Source organism: Chloroflexus sp., assembly GCF_049970315.1.
GTDB lineage: Bacteria > Chloroflexota > Chloroflexia > Chloroflexales > Chloroflexaceae > Chloroflexus.
Genome location: NZ_JBMFNE010000035.1, coordinates 1 through 18,581, shown reverse-complemented (window position 1 = coordinate 18,581; position 18,581 = coordinate 1). Strand labels below are relative to the sequence as shown.

The 18,581-nt window shown below is 56.2% G+C and carries 15 protein-coding genes; 5 read left to right on the top strand and 10 right to left on the bottom strand.

From position 1 onward, the window contains the following. Positions 1 to 2: 2 nt before the first annotated feature. From ACP5OT_RS16850 to ACP5OT_RS16840, 3 genes are all read right to left on the bottom strand, one after another. Positions 3 to 1,211 (bottom strand): glycosyltransferase family 4 protein, encoded by a 1,209-nt coding sequence (locus tag ACP5OT_RS16850; RefSeq protein WP_424677083.1) that lies wholly within the window; start codon positions 1,209 to 1,211, stop codon positions 3 to 5. A 66-nt stretch (positions 1,212 to 1,277) separates the two neighbouring features. Beyond that, positions 1,278 to 2,318 carry a C39 family peptidase gene (locus tag ACP5OT_RS16845; protein ID WP_424677082.1) on the bottom strand — a complete coding sequence of 347 codons (1,041 nt, stop codon included), beginning with the start codon at positions 2,316 to 2,318 and terminating at the stop codon, positions 1,278 to 1,280. Between the two features lie 4 nt (positions 2,319 to 2,322). Further along, positions 2,323 to 3,606 (bottom strand): lactate racemase domain-containing protein, encoded by a 1,284-nt coding sequence (locus ACP5OT_RS16840; RefSeq protein ID WP_428132805.1) that lies wholly within the window; start codon positions 3,604 to 3,606, stop codon positions 2,323 to 2,325. 177 nt (positions 3,607 to 3,783) lie between these two features. On the opposite strand from ACP5OT_RS16840, the gene ACP5OT_RS16835 reads away from it, so the two are divergent. After that, positions 3,784 to 5,166, top strand: a complete 1,383-nt coding sequence (locus tag ACP5OT_RS16835) for an MFS transporter (RefSeq protein WP_428132803.1) — start codon at positions 3,784 to 3,786, stop codon at positions 5,164 to 5,166. 141 nt (positions 5,167 to 5,307) lie between these two features. After that, positions 5,308 to 5,904, top strand: coding sequence for a TetR/AcrR family transcriptional regulator (locus tag ACP5OT_RS16830; RefSeq protein WP_424677079.1), 597 nt, complete (start codon positions 5,308 to 5,310; stop codon positions 5,902 to 5,904). Between the two features lie 37 nt (positions 5,905 to 5,941). Here the strand turns inward: ACP5OT_RS16830 and glnA are convergent, their stop codons facing one another. Both glnA and ACP5OT_RS16820 read right to left on the bottom strand, forming a co-directional pair. After that, positions 5,942 to 7,276: a type I glutamate--ammonia ligase gene (gene glnA, locus ACP5OT_RS16825; RefSeq protein WP_428112970.1), complete on the bottom strand. Its 1,335-nt coding sequence runs from the start codon at positions 7,274 to 7,276 to the stop codon at positions 5,942 to 5,944. Between the two features lie 132 nt (positions 7,277 to 7,408). Beyond that, positions 7,409 to 9,061: a DEAD/DEAH box helicase gene (locus ACP5OT_RS16820; protein ID WP_424677473.1), complete on the bottom strand. Its 1,653-nt coding sequence runs from the start codon at positions 9,059 to 9,061 to the stop codon at positions 7,409 to 7,411. A 225-nt stretch (positions 9,062 to 9,286) separates the two neighbouring features. On the opposite strand from ACP5OT_RS16820, the gene ACP5OT_RS16815 reads away from it, so the two are divergent. Both ACP5OT_RS16815 and tyrS read left to right on the top strand, forming a co-directional pair. Continuing rightward, entirely contained in the window at positions 9,287 to 10,612 is a 1,326-nt protein-coding gene (locus ACP5OT_RS16815; RefSeq protein ID WP_424677472.1) for a response regulator, read from the top strand. Positions 10,613 to 10,706: 94 nt separating this feature from the next. Further along, positions 10,707 to 11,879, top strand: coding sequence for a tyrosine--tRNA ligase (gene tyrS, locus ACP5OT_RS16810; protein WP_424677471.1), 1,173 nt, complete (start codon positions 10,707 to 10,709; stop codon positions 11,877 to 11,879). A gap of 115 nt (positions 11,880 to 11,994) precedes the next feature. Here tyrS and ACP5OT_RS16805 read toward each other — a convergent pair whose 3' ends face one another. Beyond that, a complete protein-coding gene (locus tag ACP5OT_RS16805; RefSeq protein WP_424677470.1) occupies positions 11,995 to 12,636 on the bottom strand; it encodes a thiamine diphosphokinase in 642 nt (213 codons plus the stop codon). Positions 12,637 to 12,703: 67 nt separating this feature from the next. Next, complete coding sequence (locus ACP5OT_RS16800; protein ID WP_428132800.1) at positions 12,704 to 13,315, bottom strand: LysE/ArgO family amino acid transporter; 612 nt, start codon at positions 13,313 to 13,315, stop codon at positions 12,704 to 12,706. 112 nt (positions 13,316 to 13,427) lie between these two features. Between ACP5OT_RS16800 and glgA the strand changes: the two genes are divergently transcribed. Next, on the top strand, positions 13,428 to 14,645 hold the full coding sequence (glgA, locus tag ACP5OT_RS16795) for a glycogen synthase (protein ID WP_424677468.1): 1,218 nt from the start codon (positions 13,428 to 13,430) through the stop codon (positions 14,643 to 14,645). Positions 14,646 to 14,660: 15 nt separating this feature from the next. On the opposite strand, the gene ACP5OT_RS16790 is transcribed toward glgA, so the two are convergent. The 3 genes from ACP5OT_RS16790 to ACP5OT_RS16780 are packed head-to-tail and all read right to left on the bottom strand — an operon-like array spanning position 14,661 to position 18,222. Further along, a complete protein-coding gene (locus ACP5OT_RS16790) occupies positions 14,661 to 15,647 on the bottom strand; it encodes an ABC transporter permease (RefSeq protein WP_424677467.1) in 987 nt (328 codons plus the stop codon). A 41-nt stretch (positions 15,648 to 15,688) separates the two neighbouring features. Beyond that, a complete protein-coding gene (locus ACP5OT_RS16785; protein ID WP_428112965.1) occupies positions 15,689 to 16,714 on the bottom strand; it encodes an ABC transporter permease in 1,026 nt (341 codons plus the stop codon). Between the two features lie 11 nt (positions 16,715 to 16,725). Further along, positions 16,726 to 18,222: an ABC transporter ATP-binding protein gene (locus ACP5OT_RS16780; protein WP_424675891.1), complete on the bottom strand. Its 1,497-nt coding sequence runs from the start codon at positions 18,220 to 18,222 to the stop codon at positions 16,726 to 16,728. Between the last annotated feature and the right edge of the window lie 359 nt (positions 18,223 to 18,581).

The window sequence follows — 18,581 nt, the reverse complement described above, 5'->3', positions numbered from 1 at the left end:
TTTCAATGAGCCAGCACCTTGATCAAACGTGGCACAATCTGCGACCAGTCGTAATGAGTGCAAACAAACGCACGTCCGGCCTGACCAAGCTGCCACGCCAATGACCGGTTGGTCACCAACCGGAGCACAGCTTGCGCCATTGCCTGTGGCGTATCGGCGAGCAACAGATGTTCGCCATCACGCAAACCGGGAATACCTTCAGCGCCCATCGTTGTACACACCACCGGTGCAGCCATCGCTAATGCTTCGAGCAACTTCAAGCGCGAACCACCCCCAATGCGCATCGGAATAACGACCACAGCGGCACTCGCCAATACCGGACGGGTATCGGCCACTTCGCCGGTGACAATCACCGTTTCACCATCGTGCAGCGCTGCTAATGCACGATGGGGTCGGCGTCCGATCAGATGCAAGCGCACTTCAGGAAGTTGCGCACGGATCAAGGGAAGCACTTCATGGACAAACCAAAGCACCGCATCGACGTTAGGCCGATAGTCGAGGGTACCGATAAACACGAGATCGTGGCTCGGCAGTGGTGGTGGAGTAGGCGGGACAAAATGCGAACAGTCAACGCCATTCGGCACCAACTCCAACCGCACACGAGGGGCTAATCGCCGCAAAGCTGCTGCATCCTCAGGCGAAACAACGAGCACGCGCTGAGCAGTTTCTAACACACGTCGCTCGAAGGTGACCAACTTGAGCCACTGTATCAACGAGTAGCTCCCACCGATCAATGCCGTGGGTCGTGGGAGACGACGTAAATCATTGAGTGCTGCCCGTCGTTGGAGCAGGTATTCGGCATTAAATTCATCAAGTATGGTGTAAAACCCACACCGAGCGGCCTGCAATAAGTACGGTGCCATCTCGATACTTTCGGCCAGCACCGCATCAAACTGCGTTCTGGTCAGCAATTCGGCCAGTTTTGTGACATACGAAGCACTCGCATTGCGCAATGCCATATCAGGCAATGGACTGAAGAGGGTCGTTAATGCCCGTTGGGCTAGCGAACGAGGCGGTGGGCCAAGCACAACTTCAACCTGAGCTAATGCGTGCAGTGGTTGCAGAGCGGCAATCGCTGTTGCATCAGGGGCGAACGTCAGTAACGTTACGGAGTACCGGTTAACCAATCCACGCAACAGGTGATAAATCCGCAGTGCACCACCGCTGTGGGGTGGATAAGGCGGGTATGGCGAAAGCATCAAAATATGCATACAGGTCTATCGTAAGAGCAAACTGACCCTGTGCTGAGAAGCGCGCAGAGTGTGTACGTAGTCGAGTCAGATCCATGCATCAACGGGACCGGGAACAGGACACGGCCAATCAGGCGGGTAGATGAGGTACACCGTACCATTTGACTTGGCTTGCCACGCTGTGGCAAGCTGAGTTTGCGGATACGCACGCAAGATACGATCCCGCCCGGCCGGTTCAGTAATCAAGGCATGTGTCTCGGTAAAACCACGCACGATAGTCAAATGCCCACTCGTTCGCTCTGGAGCATCGTTGATTTGCCCTTTCTCCCACGCCAAGCTGATAATCACCGGTACACCGGCTGCTGTCCAGCGTCCTACTTGTTCAAGCGTATCAAAGCGTGTAATGTAGGCACGCAGACCGAAGCGAGCAGCAAACGCGGTGTTGAACGACCAATTGCCGGTACCATTCCAACCCGGATCGAAGATACCGGCTACCGTTAGATGGGGCAATGTCGTCCCATCGGCAAACTGAGCGAGACGTGGATTGAGCAATTGCGCATACCAATACGCCAACACCATATGAACAGCCGTCGGACTACACCAGCCTGCACCATCGGGGTAGTCATATTGGCCGATCAAGAGCGGCAGCGCAATCGCCGATAAGGCTGGCGGCGCCGACATTACCTGAGGTGGTGCCGTTGTGGTTATACAAAGGTACAGGTCGAACAATCGCGGCATATCAACACCGGGTAAACCGCAGAGCAACACCCGGACTTGCACTGCTTGTCCCGGCACAACCAAGCACAAGGTATCGGTTGCTACAGCAGCATGCTCATCTTGCTGCGACTCGAAACTTGTCCGGTGAGAACCATCGTCACCCCACACTGCCATCCGGTACCACTTACTCCACCGACCCGACTGTTGCACACGTAATTGCACTTCAATCCAACCATCAGATGGTGTATCGGCAGCCCAGCTCGGGATCAGTTCAATGGCCTCATTGACCGCGAGAGATGGGCTAATCAACGCAATCCGCGCGTAGGGGTCATCATCAGGAAGAGGGGCAGCGCGTTCCCAACGATCTATTGCGACTTCATCCCAGTGGTGGAGCAGATGGTGGGTGGGCATCAGTTTATTCTCCCATCGTATCGAGGATCCATTCAGCCGGTCCGAGCAATTCGAGATCAGGGTTGTTACTCACTTCCGTCAATAGTGCCTCGCTTACCAGCAACTCTTCCAGATGTAGGGTATCAGGAATGCGGACTAAGCGCACGGCCATCGGATCAGGCTGACCACACGTCTTGACCGCCATTGCTACTGCGTCGCGCTCGGTGGGCAGGGTAATCGGCAAACCACCCTTGCAAAGACCGACCAAGCCGGCAGTCAACACATTAACATAGGTCGTGTGAAAATCGATCTTTGCCGCAAGACGAGCAGTCGTAATATCGGCCAGACCAATGCCATTGGCGTTTCCGTGGGTTTCCGGGGTGAGATCGAGAACAACAATGACGTTAATCACCGGCCGATCAGGTGGTGGCTCACCGGGGATGGGCAAACGTCCGATCACGTTCGTATCCATACCGGTACCACTGATATTTTTGCCGATCCGATCAACCACCAATACATCAAGCCGGTCAAACGGCAAACGCGCCATCATCTCTTTGCTGCGCACCAGCAGAGCTGCTTCACCGGGACCGCCAATCTCGGTGGGAGGGAGCGCGACAATCGCCGCGGTCTGATCACGGGCATCTTCGAGAATCGCCAAACCAGCCAGTACCCTGCCACGCTCGACGATCAAACGCGCCATGGGAACGATCTGCTCTTTCAGGCCGTAGACAGCCGTGCGATGCACGATTTCAGCGCCTTGACGCTTTCCCAACCCCACCGCGCACATTTTTGCCAGCCCACTCTCAATCGGCGCCTTGAACGAGGTATGGGTTTTGATACGGTTGATCACCAGTACGCCATCTGCCTCAAACGCAAAGCGATCCATATAGACCGGTGTGCCATCGGCGATAGTGCCTAACTCAACCACTTCCATTGTTGCCCGGATCGGACAACCCACAGAAGCTTCGGTAATACCCAGCAACGCCAATAGAGCCACCTGCCCGGCAGCAGTGGCACCGCCATGACTCCCCATGGCCGGCACAATGAACGGTTCGGCTCCGTGATCACGCAACCATGCGACTGCTGTAGCTGTAATCTGCACAATATTGGCAATACCACGACTGCCGGCAGTAACAGCAATACGCATACCGGGCCGAATCTGTGCCGCTAAGCCGAGCCGATCAAGTTCGCTGCGAACGGCAGCCGTCACATCGGCGATGGGGGCAGTCTGCCAGCGTTGGCGAACGCGGAAGAGCGGAGGAAGTGGCGTATCAGCGCGAATAGATTCGATATTGAGCGTGATCTGCATACGGCCTCTCGTAGAGCGATGACAATACGCTGTCGAGATTGTCGAGCGCCTGTTTATTGTATCACGGAGGATACGGCGAGGTTTTGATTCTAGACTAGACAAGTCTTTTATCAAGTGCTATATTAATTACCGACCGGTCGGTCGGTTTTATTGCGATTATCAAGGAGTGTGAGTCGTATGGTCAACGAACATCAGCGCAACCAGATCCTCGGCTTGTTGTTCTTCGGCGTGTTAATGGCAGCGCTCGATATTGCCATCGTCGGGCCAGCATTGCCGGTAATTCAGCGTGTATTTACGGTTAGCGAGCGACTGCTGTCGTGGGTTTTCTCGATCTATGTGCTTGGCAATCTAGTCGGAACACCGATGATTGCCGCCCTCTCTGATCGGTTTGGTCGGCGGGCGTTGTATGTTCTGAGCTTAAGTGGCTTCGCGCTTGGTTCACTCATCGTTGCCCTTGCACCATCGTTTTCGGTACTCCTAGTCGGGCGGTTGTTACAAGGCCTTAGTGCCGGCGGTATTTTCCCGGTGGCCAGCGCAGTTATCGGCGACACATTTCCGCCAGAACGACGTGGATCGGCTCTCGGCTTGATCGGTGCGGTCTTCGGGATCGCGTTTCTGATCGGTCCGATCATTGGTGGGCTGTTACTCTTGCTCGGTTGGCAATGGTTGTTCTTGATCAATTTGCCAATTGCGGCAATCCTCGTCGCCTTCAGTTTGCAACTCCTACCGGGACGCACAGCAACAAGCAGTGCGCCCTTCGATCTCGCCGGCTTGCTGGTGTTGGGGGTCATGCTGAGCAGTCTCGCATACGGCCTCACCGAACTTGATCCAGATGCAATCCGTACCGGGAATATACCATTCTTTGCGGTAGGCGCCTTGATTGTCGCCGTATTGCTAATACCAGCTTTTATTACCATCGAGAAACGAGTCGTCGAGCCAATTTTGCAGCCATCTATCTTTCGTTCACGTCAAATCTGGCTGACAGCGGCCTTAGCCATTGGTGCCGGCATTGCCGAGTCGTCGATTGTCTTCGTGCCGGCGTTGCTGACGGCGGCACACGGTGTGAGCAGTTCGACTGCCAGTTTCATGCTCTTACCGGTGGTGTTAGCGATGGCGGTTGGATCACCGGTTTCGGGTCGGATGCTCGATCAATTTGGGTCGCGGATTGTGGTGACCATCGGTGTGATCTTGAGCGGTGCAGGGCTTGTGGTGCTCGGTGCGCTACCGATGAGCATCGTCGCCTATTATCTTTCCGCGATTGTGTTCGGGATCGGCTTGGCCATCCTGCTCGGAGCATCGTTACGGTACATTCTGCTGAATGAAGTTCCGGCCAACGAACGCGCAGCAGCGCAAGGATTACTTACCGTCACGATGGGCGTTGGGCAGTTGCTCGGCGCGGTGTTGGTTGGCTTGATTGCCGCCACCGGTGGCGGTGGCGCCGGTGGGTATGGGTTGGCCTTTTTAGCCATTGGTATCGTAATGCTTGCCTTGACCTTTGCCGGTTTGGGATTGAAGAACCGGGTGGCCGAGAAGGCAACAGCACTGGCCCACGCAGGATAACGCAAAGGCGCAGAGGAGGTAAAGACACAAAGGACACATCGGCGGAACGCGCGGCACGGCGTCTCCTTCCCAACGCATTGGGGGCCCTAAGCCATATGGTATGCTATAATCCATCACCTGAAACGGTATGCAAGGAGCGCCATGGTTCGACAACAAAGTTCAGACAAAATTCGAGACCGGATTATCAAAGAAGCCGCACGACTGATTGTCACCTACGGCTATGACGGTATCGCGATGCGTGAGATTGCTGAGGCTGTCGGGTTATCGAAGGCCGGACTGTATCATCATTTTCGTGATAAGGAAGAGCTGCTGATTGCCGTCTTGACCAATTGGTCAAACGAGATGGCGACATTAGCCGAGACCGCCGGACGCGAACCAACGGTACGTGCCCAATTAACGGCACTGGTGCGTGGCTTGTTTCAGCAAGCACCGGCACAACGCGCGTTGGTGAGGTTGAGTAATCAGGATATGCCACGGCTCAGTGAGTCGGCACGCCACAATGTGACTCAGTGCTACATCAACGGGCTGATCGGTCCAATCACGCAGATGATCAAGACCGGTATTGAGCGTGGTGAATTACGCCCGGTCGACCCCAAGCTCGCGACTTGGCTCCTATTGGGATTACTCTATCCCTTCTTCCACATTGAACAGGCAATGGTCGACGATAGCAGCACGGCGCTGGCCGATCTGATCATTACCACGTTCTTTGACGGGCTAAGCCAACCTCAAAGCCGGTGACACAGCCTACGGATCATCGGACAGGACACGCTGCTTATTAAAAGATCGCCAAATAGCGGTCAATTTCCCACTGCGATACATAAGCGCGGTAACTCTCCCATTCTTGCTGTTTAGCGTCGAGAAACCGCTCGGCAACCGACGGGCCAATTGCTTCGAGAATGGCCTCATCCTCACGCAGCGCATCGAGGGCAGCCCCAAGCGATGTTGGGAGCATTGTCAAACCGCGCGCACGCGGATCAACGTGGAAGAGATCTTCTTCGGCAGCGTCACGCAGCGGCAATTTGCGCTTGATTCCATCAAGGCCGGCGGCCAGCATCGCCGCGTAGGCAAGGTAGGGATTGCAGGCCGGATCCGGACAGCGCAGCTCGATCCGCGTCGCCTGATGGCGACCGGCGGTAATGCGCGGCACGCGCACCAGCGCTGAGCGATTGGTACGGCCCCACGAGATATGCACCGGTGCCTCGAAGCCGGGCACAAGCCGTTTGTAGGAATTGACCAGCGGCGCGAGCAGCACGCACATGCCGCGGGCATGGGCCAGCAAACCGGCAATGAAATGGCGAGCCAGCGGCGACAAGCCGTAGGGATCATCGGGATCGGCAAAGAGATTTTTCCCGCTCTCAACATCCAGCAGACTCTGGTGAACATGCATGCCGCTGCCGTTGACGCCAGCCATCGGTTTCGGCATAAACGTCGCGTGCAGGCCATTGATCTGGGCCACCGCCTTGAGCGCCACCCGTGCCGTCACCAGATGATCGGCGGAACGCAGCGCATCCGCGTAACGGAGATCGATCTCGTGCTGGCCAGGCGCGACTTCGTGATGCACCGCTTCAACGGTAATCCCCATTGCTTGCAAGGCACGAGCCATCTGACGACGAATGTGCGTGGCGAGATCGGTGGAAACATCGAAATACCCGGCCTTATCGTGTGGTTCGTGAATCCGCCCATTCTCATCAACCTTGAACAAGAAAAATTCCAGCTCCGGCGCGACCATAAAGCGATAACCGCTCGCCGCTGCTTGATCGAGTATCCGTATCAACACATTGCGCGGATCACCGGCAAACGGCTTACCATCGGGGGTATAGACCGAACAGATCAAGCGTGCCGTCACCATTCCCTCATGCCGATCCCATGGAACGACAGCATACGTGGTAAGATCAGGTACCAGATACATATCGCTCTCGACCATACGGGCAAACCCTTCGATGGACGAACCATCGAACCAAACCCCATGATCGAGGGCATCAGGTAGCTCCTCAACTGGAATTGTCACCGTTTTCCCGATTCCTAACACGTCGGTAAACTGCAAATGAACAAAAGCGACGTTATCGGCAGCAACACGGCGCAGCAGCAGGTCGCGCGGATCGACACTCATGCCTTCGCTCCTCCTTACTAGATGTAGCGAGTCCTTGCTTGTACTATAGCAGAAAACGGATTTAGGCAGCGCATATCGCCTGCCTAAATCCGTCTCAGCGTATTTGGACAATGTTCCTAACGAAGGTAAGGGTTATGCTGCAACCACTTCCTCTGAAACCAACACCGCCCGTACACGTTGACCACGCAGCGTCGTGCGATTGAGAGCTTGCAGTACTTGGCGTACTGCCCGACGTGGAACATCAACAAGGCTCATCCGCGCCTGAATTTCGATAGCACCAATACTCCGCCCAGACAAACCGGCTTCGTTGGCAATCGCACCAACAATATCGGCAGGCCGAATCTGATCGTTTCGACCAAGATTAAGACGGATGCGAGCCATACCGTTTTCGCGACGGGTAGGCCGTTCATCAGTGGCCGCACGCTTGGCACGTGACGAGCGCTCACCACGTTCAACCTGTTCGGAGCGGAGTGGTTCGAGGCGGGTAATCGTATCTACCTGTTCAGCTTCCGTCTCGTTGAGCAAGAGCTTGAGGGCCGCAGCAGCCAACGTGCGCAGATCGTGTTCAACGGTCAACTCGTCGACCAGATCCGTATACCTCGTGAGGTCGGGGGCCAGCATTGCCTCGTGCAACTGATCGCGCAGTGCCAAGCGGCGACGCGCAACAACATCGGCTAAGGTAGGCATCTGGCAGCGCTCGATCCGCGTGCGCGTCACCCGTTCAATGGTTTGGAGCATACGGCGTTCACGGGGGGTAATGAACGTGATCGCGACCCCAGCACGCCCGGCACGCCCGGTACGTCCGATCCGGTGAACATAGCTTTCAGGATCGGTCGGCACATCATAGTTAATCACGTGGCTCACTTCGGCAATATCGAGACCACGTGCCGCGACATCGGTCGCCACCAACACATCGAGCTGCCCCTCGCGGAAGCGCCGCATGACGCGATCGCGCACCGCTTGACTCAAGTCGCCGTGGAGCGACTCGGCCGCATATCCACGCCCTTGCAGCCGTTCACCGATTTCATCAACCTCTTGGCGAGTCCGGCAAAAAACAATCGCCAGTTGCGGCATCTCGGCATCGAGCACACGGCAGAGCGCATCGAGTTTATCACGGGCCAAGATCTCGTAATAAATCTGATGGATACGCGGGGTGGTCAATTGTTCGGCAGCAATACTCACCCGTACCGGTTGACGGGTATAGCGCAGGGTCAGACTCTGCACAGCGGGCGGCAGCGTCGCCGAGAACAGAGCCGTCTGGCGTTCGGCCGGGGTCAATTGCAAAATAGCCTCAAGCTCCTCGGCAAAACCCATATCGAGCATTTCGTCGGCTTCATCAAGCACAACTAAGCGTAAATGGTCGAAGCGCAACGTCCCCCGGCGCAAGTGATCGAGTACCCGTCCCGGCGTTCCAACAACAACTTGGACACCCTGCGCTAAGCCACGCAACTGACGCTCAATCGGCTGACCGCCGTAGATTGGCAACACGCGGAGTGCGCGATGGCGGCCATAGCGATGGATAGCCTCGGCCACTTGTATTGCCAGTTCACGAGTTGGCGCTAAGACGAGCGCCTGTACGACCGGTTCATCGGTCACTTGTTCAATCATCGGCAGCGCAAACGCCGCCGTCTTCCCGGTGCCGGTCTGGGCCTGAGCGATCACATCGCGACCGGCAAGTAACAAAGGAATGGCTTGCGCCTGAATGGGAGTTGGTTCGTCGTAGCCAAGCTCACGCAAGGTATGCAGAAGTGCATCGCTCAGGCCCAACGCAGCAAACGTCGTCATGGTAGTCCGTTTCACAATTACGAGTACGTTGTGACGCAACATGCGCCACGCAAGATGTATATTATAGCACAAATCGTACCTTTGAGAAGATCGTTATAGCAAACTTATGTTTGAAAACTAATACCTTCACGTCAAATAAGTGGGTATGGTATGCTATAGTCAATAATCGGACTAAAACAGAGCAAGTGTAGTAGATTCGACTTTTTCTCACCGTGGGAGCGTAGTATGACAGCACCGGCACGGATCCTGGTTGCCGAAGATGAAGCAGAGGTAGGGAAGCTCCTACACGAGATACTCAGGGGCGCAGGATACGAGGTCGAACTCGTTACCAACGGTGATCAGCTCGTGCGGCGCGCTCAAGCACAGCCACCGGATCTGATCATCGCCGATTTACTCATGCCGCTGATGGACGGTCTAGAGGCGATTCGCCAGTTACGCAACGATACACGTACTGCCCATTTACCGATGCTCATCCTTACCGCCATTGGCGATTCATCCCGTATCGTTGAAGGTTTTGAGAACGGTGCGGATGATTATATCACCAAACCGTATCATCGCGATGAGCTGTTGGCCCGTGTCCGATCGCATTTGCGGCGAGCTGCCCAGTTGCCCCAGCGCAACCCACTGACCGGCTTGCCTGGCAATGTCGTCATTCAAGCTGAGATCAATCGCCAACTTGCTCAGAAAGTCACGTTCGCGTTACTGTATATTGACCTCGACAACTTCAAAGCATTTAATGATGTCTACGGCTTCGCACGTGGCGATCGTGCCATCCATCTTTTAGCCAGGATTTTGCAAGATCAGATCAAACCCGGCGATTTTCTCGGCCACATTGGTGGCGATGATTTCGTCGTCCTTCACTTTGGTACGGATGTGGAGTCATTATGTCAGCAGATCATTCGCGTGTTTGATGAACAGATTCGTTCACTATACGATGAAGCTGACTTACAGCGCGGTTATTTGCTCGCAACCGATCGGTATGGTGTCCAGCGTCAGTTCGGTATTATCAGCCTTTCGATTGCCGTCGTAACGACATATCATCGCACATTTGCCAACGTCGATGAGATGAGCCGAGTTGCCGCCGAGTTAAAGAAAGCTGCCAAACAAATTGCCGGAAGCAGTTACAAAATTGATCGGCGAAGTGATGGGCGTTGTGACGATAGTCAAGCTCCTACACCAATTGAACGACGCACCGGTCGTTCGCCCGATGCACTCATCATTTGTCAAGATGCGGTCGCGCGTGCAGCTATTGTTGCGACCCTGAATGTGCGTGGCTACCGTCTCTTTATCGCCGACAACGAAATTGCTGCACAGGGATTGTTGGCACATGAACCACAGCCAAAATTGGTGGTAGCAGAATTGTTCGATCTCAAAACTCTCACACTGTGGCGCCAGATTAATCACGATACACCACTCATTGCCCTGGCTCGCACCGAGCAAGAGGTCGTAAACGCCCGCACTGCCGGTGCGACAACGGTGATCTGGTTAAATAATAATCCGCTCGATCTCTCAGACCAGTTGCAAACCGCACTGGATACACTCAGCTTGTAAACACGGTATGCATCCAACGGCTTGACACTAATGCCACTGCCTGCTAGCATACACATCGTTTGAACCCACTCTAGAAAGCTTTGGAGCGTTTGGCATGGATCTGTCCGAGCTATTAAGTCGCGGCGTTGCCGAGGTAATTGTTGAAAGTGAATTACGCGCTCGCTTGCAAAGCGGGACTCCGCTGCGCCTGAAACAAGGGTTCGATCCCACAAAGCCCGACATGCACATCGGGCATGCCGTTGGGCTGCGTAAGTTACGCGCATTCCAAGAATTGGGCCATCAGGTGGTGTTGATCGTCGGTGACTGGACGGCGCAGATCGGTGATCCGAGCGGTCGCGACGAGACGCGCACCCGCTTGTCGGCGTCTGAAGTGCGCGCCAACGCCGAGACCTACATGGAGCAGTTTTTCCGGGTGGTTGACCGCCAACGCACCGAGGTGCGCTGGCAAAGCGAGTGGTTTGGCCAGTTTACCCTGGAAAACGCGCTCGATTTGGCCGGACGCTTTACATTAGCCCAAATGCTGGCGCACGAGACCTTCCGCAAACGTTACGAGACCGGCGCACCACTGACCATCCTTGAATTGATGTATCCGATGCTGCAAGCGTATGACTCGGTCGCGATTAGGGCTGATGTTGAGTTTGGTGGTACCGACCAGAAGTTTAACATTCTCGCCGGACGAGAGCTGATGGCACAGTTGGGCATGACTCCACAGCAGGTCTTCCTGGTACCGCTCATTCCCGGCACCGACGGGCGTAAGATGTCGAAGACGTTTAACAATACAGTCGATATTCGCATGCCGCCTGCCGAAATGTACGGACGTATTATGTCAATGAGCGATGAAGTACTGCCACTCTATTTTGAAGTACTGACCGATGTACCGATGGCCGAGATTGCCGAGATGAAGACGGCTATGGCTACCGGCCAAGTCAATCCCCGCGATCTGAAGATGCGATTGGCGCGCGAGATCGTAGCCCAATTCCACGATCCGGCGGCAGCGGTAGCGGCAGAAGCGACCTTTATTCGCCAGTTTGTCGAGCGGGAATTGCCGGAAGATATTCCGAACTTTACCCTTGAAGCACCCACCGGAATCGTGGATGTGTTAGTTGCCAGTGGTCTTGCACCGAGCAAAAGTGAGGCGCGTCGCTTGATCGATGGCGGTGGGGTGCGCGTTGATGGCGAGCGAGTGGAAGGTTACACGCTTACGATCAATCCCGGTGCGAATGTGGTAGTGCAGGTTGGTCGGCGAAAGTTTGTCCGTGTCGTGTAGGTAAATACCGCACGTGGCGGCGGTACTGCGCGCGGCAGGTAGGCCGGCGCAAATTTGTGCGTGTCGTGTAGGGCCGCATGGCCGTGCGGACGCTATCACGCCCGGCAATACGTCTTCAATGTGCGCGCGCCGTCCATACGATTAGTAGCGCCCCATCACGTACCTGCACCTGCGCCGGGGTCGCGGTAATCACGTTACTCACGCCGCGCGCCCGATCGTGCAGCAACGAGCCGTTGCGCAACGGGTACGCTAAGCCTTCGGTGGTGATACCGTGCGCATCGCCGCCGAACGGCAGCAGCGAGACGGTATCGCCGATCGCGCCGGGGATCGCGCTCTCGTCACGCACGAGCCAAATCTGTTGCGGATGATCGATCAGCCGCACCTGTCGCTCGCGCAGCTCAGCCATCCCTAACAACGATACATTGGCCAGCGACTGATCCCACCGCCCGCCGAGCGCGCCGATTATGTCGATTCGGCTCGCGCCGAGGTTCACCGCTGCTAGCAATGCCAACTCGAGGTCCGTCTCATCCTTATCAGGACGGTGGCGCTCAATTGCCACCCCCTGCGCTTGATACGCCGCCAAGGCCTCGGCTGCGATCGAATCGAGGTCTCCGATCAGCAGGTGCGGTGTATAGCCGTGGGCAAAGAGCGCCGTGCCCCCGCCATCAGCGGCAATTACCTGATCGGCAGCCGCCAGCAGATGATGGTATGGCGACAGATCAAGTCCCGGCGCATTAGCAACAATCACAACATACATCGCTCTCAACCTTACATCCCCGTATGGGCACAGCACTGTTACGCCGTCGTAGCGTCGCTGCGCCCTCTTAGTCAATCACCAACGCTACCACCCCAAACCCGCCAATAATCAACCCCGACACCACGTTGATCACCTGCAACATCGGCGGTGTGACACGCCCACGCATGAACCCCACCCCGCCGCTCAGAATCGTCCACCAGAGCGCCGAGCCAAGCGTAACCCCGGACACCAAGGCCAATCCGGCCCAGCTATCGGCGCCGGCGCTCAGCCCGAGACCAGCGAAGATCACGGTAAAGATCAGGATCGTCGCCGGGTTGGTGAGGGTCAAGAAGAGGGTAGACCCATACGCGCCGAGCAGTCCGCGTTTGGTCGGTTCTGGTTGGGCGACGATCGGCTGCGGTCGCGCCAGCATCGTGGTCAGACCGATCCAGAGCAACGCTACGCCACCCACGATACGCAAGATCGGACTGATGCCAAGCAGCCACAGACTGAGCGCCTGCAAGCCCAACGCCGCGATCGAACCATAGAGGGCATCGGCCGTCGCCGCACCCAACCCGCTGACAAACCCGGCGATCCGGCCATCGGTTATCGTCCGTCTCATGCACAGCAGACCGATGGGGCCGACCGGCGCTGCGATCGCCAACCCAAACAGCACTCCGCGAATGAACAGTTCGATCATCGTCTTCCCTTCTTTTTGGGGCATTATACGCGATCGCGCCTGATTCGCTCTCGGCAAAAGGATGTATACTGAAGGCATTGGTTCACTTTTGCACTAGTTCAAGAGGCTCGCTATGCCCGAACTGCGCCGTGTGGCAATCTTTACCAACGAATATCCACCGTACATCTACGGCGGAGCCGGTGTACACGTCGAATATCTGAGTCGCGCCTTGTCTCGCATTGTACCGGTCGAGGTGCGCTGTTTCGGCGATCAGCGGGTTGATGATCCCAACCTCACAGTACGTGGCTATCCTCGGTGGGAAGAATCCCGTCACAATACCGATCCGCGCTTTGCCAGCGCCGTCGACGCAGTCGCTCGTTCATTAGCGATGGCCAAAGACACCCTCGATGCGAGTATCGTTCATTGTCATACGTGGTACACCGATTTAGCCGGTCTATTTGCCAGTAAATTGTGGGGGATTCCTTACGTTCTCACCATTCACTCGCTCGAACCGCTACGCCCATGGAAGGTCGAGCAACTGGGCAACGCCTACCATCTCAGCTCGTGGATCGAGCGCACTGCCATCGAACAGGCCAATGCAGTGATTGCCGTCTCGCAAGAGACACGATCCGACATTTTGCGCCTATTTAACGTCGATCCGGCGCGGGTCCATGTGATCTACAACGGGATCGATTTGAACGAGTACCGCAAAACACGTGCAACCGATGCCCTCGAACGTTATGGCGTTGATCCAAACTGGCCGTTCGTGTTGTTTGTCGGGCGCATCACACGTCAGAAAGGGATCATTCATCTGGTCAATGCCATCCCGCAGATTGATCCGACAGCGCAAGTAGTGCTCTGCGCCGGCGCACCGGATACCAAAGAGATCGGGATCGAAATGGAGGAGCGGGTTGCCGCTGTGAGCGCACAGCGTCCTGGCGTAATTTGGATTCGTGAGATGTTACCACGCCAAGATGTTATCCAATTTTATTCACATGCTGCTGTCTTCTGCTGCCCAAGTGTCTATGAGCCGTTCGGCATTATCAATTTAGAGGCGATGGCGTGCGAAACCGCAGTAGTTGCTTCGGCCGTCGGTGGGATTAAAGAGGTGGTTGTACCGGAAGAGACCGGTCTGTTGGTCGATCCGAACCTCAAACCGGGCAGTTTTGACCCGGCCGATCCGACAGCATTTTCTGCCGATCTCGCTGCAGCCATCAACCGGTTGTTGGCCGACCCGACGTTGCGTGAACAATTTGGCAAAGCGGGCCGCCGACGGGTGGAACAGGTGTTTAGCTGGGAAGCCATCGCGCAACAGACAGTCGCCCTTTACCGTTCATTATTGACAGAATAGCCATGGGCCGCATCGTCATGGTCGTTCAAATGGTTGACCGAGCGCTGCCGGCGCGGTGGCACGTAAGTGGGTAACGACCCCAAGCAACGGTCGTTGCCATACTACCGGCAACGTCGTGATCCGGCGAAGGACTGTTGGAGATGAGGCCAAATTAACGAGCGCTAACACCCCGATCATCAGCACAAATGGAGCAACTTGCACGATCTGAGTAGGAATATCGGGGAGAGCACTCTGCGAACGGGTGGCGAAGATTTCAAGTGCCGCAAAAAGGTAGCAACCCAGCGCTACTCGTAACGGTCGCCACCCACCAAAAATGACAATTGCCAGCACGATCCAGCCAGTGCCAAAGGTATGGCGGTAGCTCCAGCCTTGCTTCAAATCGAGCGAAAATGCGGCTCCGGCGATACCAACCAATGCACCACCGATGATCAGCATTGCATAGCGCCAGCGGGTGACATCAACACCACGCGCATACACGGTTGCCGGGCGTTCACCCAACGCCCGTACAATGAGACCGAGTCGGGTATAGTAAAGAACATAAGCGGTAAGCGGAACTATGAGAAAACTGGTATAGATCACCGGATCGTGTCGGAAGAAGACGGTTCCTAATACCGGCAAATCAGCCAAACCAAGGATCGGAGAAAAGGGAACGGTGGGACCGGGCAGCCGCACAAACGGCGCCCCTAGAAACGAAGAGAGATCGGTGCAAAGCAGGGCCAACACAAAGCCCACAGCGGTCTGCGATTGACCAAGAGTCAAACTAAACAGCCCAAGCACTGCGGCCACCACCGCACCGACCAGTGCTGCGGCAGCAAATCCGAGCAGTAGATTGTTCGTCGTCAATGCAACGGCAAAACCGGTCATTGCCGCTAGCAGCATCGTCCCATCGAGCGAGAGATTAATCACACCGGCTCGTTCACTAATCGTTTCACCCATCGCGGCGATGACCAATGGGGCAGCCGCCGCCAAGACTGCCGCGAGATCAATCCAAAGTTGATCCATACGAGCAACCCTTCACCCGGTTGGCGCTCTTGCACGCAAAGCTATTTCTGCACACGAGCCGCCAAGGCAAACAAGACCAACGCCCCTTGTAGCACACCGGCAATAGCACTATCAATGCCTAACGTGAGTGGCAACTGAATACTGCCAACGGTAAAGGTAGCAAAGGCAACCGAAATCGGCAACAACCACCGTGGATCGGCCCGTGCCAACAGCGCCACGAGTAAACCGATCAGACCGATCCCACTTGAAATATTAGGGATCAGCGCATGATGCACGGCGACGACCTGGATCATCCCGGCCACACCGGCTAATGCGCCACACGCAGCCAACGTTTCACCCATACGACGGGCGGTGGCGATCCCCAAGCGTCCGGCTACCGCCGGATTGAGACCCACTGCGCGCACCTCTAACCCCCAACGGGTGCCGGTGAGTGCCCACCACACCACCCCCAACGCAAGTACGGCAATAACCGGTGCAGCTGGTGCCAGCCGCAAGCGATCAAGGGTAGGTAGCCAAAGTTCACGTGGTAACAGCTCAGTGCCCGACAACGACGCCGAGGTTTGCCGTCGCCACGGACCCAAAACCATGTAGAGGGCCAACCCGCTGGCGAGAAAATTCATCCCCAAACCGGCAAAAATCTCGCTCACGCCAGCATAACGACGCAGCGCACCGATCAGCATTGCCCAAAATGCCCCGCCGGTCATACCGCTCAACCCGGCTAGCAACCAGAGCAGTAGCGGCGGCCAATCGGGCCACAGCCGCAACGGTACCATCGCCGCGATCGCACCGACAATTATCTGCCCCTCAACACCGAGGTTGTACAAACCACCGGCAAAGGTGATGGTTAACCCGGTTGCGCAGAGCAACAACGGCGCGGCCAACATCATCATATCGCTCAGACGTACCGGCGTACTAAAAGCCCCGAAGAGAACGAGTCGGTAGGCCTCAAGTGGTGAAACACCGGTGCTCAGCAGTGCCACCGTTGTAAACGCAAAGGCAGCAGCCAGCACCAACAAAAACCGGGTTGCTCCGGTAAGCTGCTGCACATGAAAACTACCGCGTTCCATGGCTCACATCCCTATGCCGTCGCTACCAAAGCTTCAAAACCAACCCCACCGATCAACTCGGCCAGCCGCCCCACCGACAGTAATGCCCGCGGAATCGGCGGTCCGATCCGTCCCGCAAAGCACACAATGACCTCGTCGCTGTACTCCATAATTTCATCGAGATCGGGGGAAGCAAAGATAACACAACAACCGTCATCACGGCGGGCTTGCAACCGGCTCCAGATTGCGCGCGCCGACGCCACATCGAGGCCGCGCGTTGGCTGTTCAGCCAGAATACCGCGGGCATCCGGTGGGATGAGCGCTAACATCGCACGCTGCTGATTACCACCCGATAGCGCAGCAATCGGGGTGATCGGTGTTGCTTTGATCTGATACTCTGCAATCGCTTGTCGGGCCAGTTCCTCCGCCCGACGCCGATCGATCAACACACCGGATCGTTGCAACAGCGCAAAATGATCGGTCAGCGACAATGCACCGATCATCCCATCGTGCAGACGATCGGCCGGTAGGTATTCTATCCCAGCCTGGCGGAACACCAGCGGCCCTGCACCGCTCAAGTCACGACCATTCACCAACACCTGTCCCCTTTCAGGTGCCAATTGACCGGCAAGCAGACGGAGCAACACTTGCTGACCGCTCCCATCAAGCCCGGCTAACCCAATGATACGTCCCGCAGTAAAGCGATGATTCAAATCAACCAACTGCAACATACCACTCCGCACCGTCACATGCTTCAATTCCCAAACCGGCGGTGCATCAATAGTGGGCAGGGGACGGTACATGGATGAAGCAGTACCGGCATCACCAAACATCAACGACAACAAATATTCTTGCGGTTGTGGCATTGGCAATTGACCGGGAGGCATCACCCGTCCGTTACGGAGCACCGTCACGGTATCGCACAACTCGGCCACCTCTTCCAGTTTATGCGATACAAATAGGACAGTTCGTCCCTCGGCGGCAATTTGGCGCAGCGCCGCAAACAGCGCGCGAGCTTGCGCAGCGGTAATGCCGGTCGTTGGTTCATCGAGAATAAGCACCTGTGCGCCACACAACAGTAAGCGCATGATCTCTACTTGCTGGCGCTGACCGACCGTCAACTGTTCGATGCGGGCTGTCGGATCGACCGTGAAGCCTAGCTGTGCGGACAATTCGCGCAGTGCCATCTCCGCAGCTCGTCGTGAACGAAACACACCCGGTGGAGCGGCACAGAGCAGATTTTCGAGCACAGTAAACGCCGGAATATCAAGTGGTTCTTGATGAACCATCCCCACACCGGCAGCGAGGGCATCCCCCGGCCCACGCAACCGCTGGATCACACCGTTAAATCGAATCTGACCCTCATCTGGCCGTAGATACCCGGCCAGCAATTTCATCAGGGTACTCTTACCGGCGCCGTTTTCGCCCAACACCCCGTGAATCTGGCCAGATGCAAACGAGATGGACAGTTGATCATTGGCGCATACCGCACCGAAACGTTTTGTAAGCTGTTCAACCGTGATTTGCATGGGTTGGGTTACATACAGGTAAAGACCGCTGGCTTTTGATAACGCCCCCTTTGTCATTGCGCACGCAGCGAGCAATTTGCCAATTCAGCACGCCAAAGATGTCTCGCTTCGCTCGACATGACACGGGGAGGATGGCGCACGGCGCTCATCGTGGCCCCGTCAGGTGACCCCCTTGTCATTGCGCGCGCCGCGAGCAATCTGCCACACGTCAAGATTTCTCGGGCGCTGGCGCGCCCTCGAAATGACAAGGGGGTCAGAGCGAACGTAGCACCATCTACCATTGCACGCAGCGAGCAATTTGCCAATTCAGCACGCCAAAGATGTCTCGCTTCGCTCGACATGACACGGGGAGGATGGCG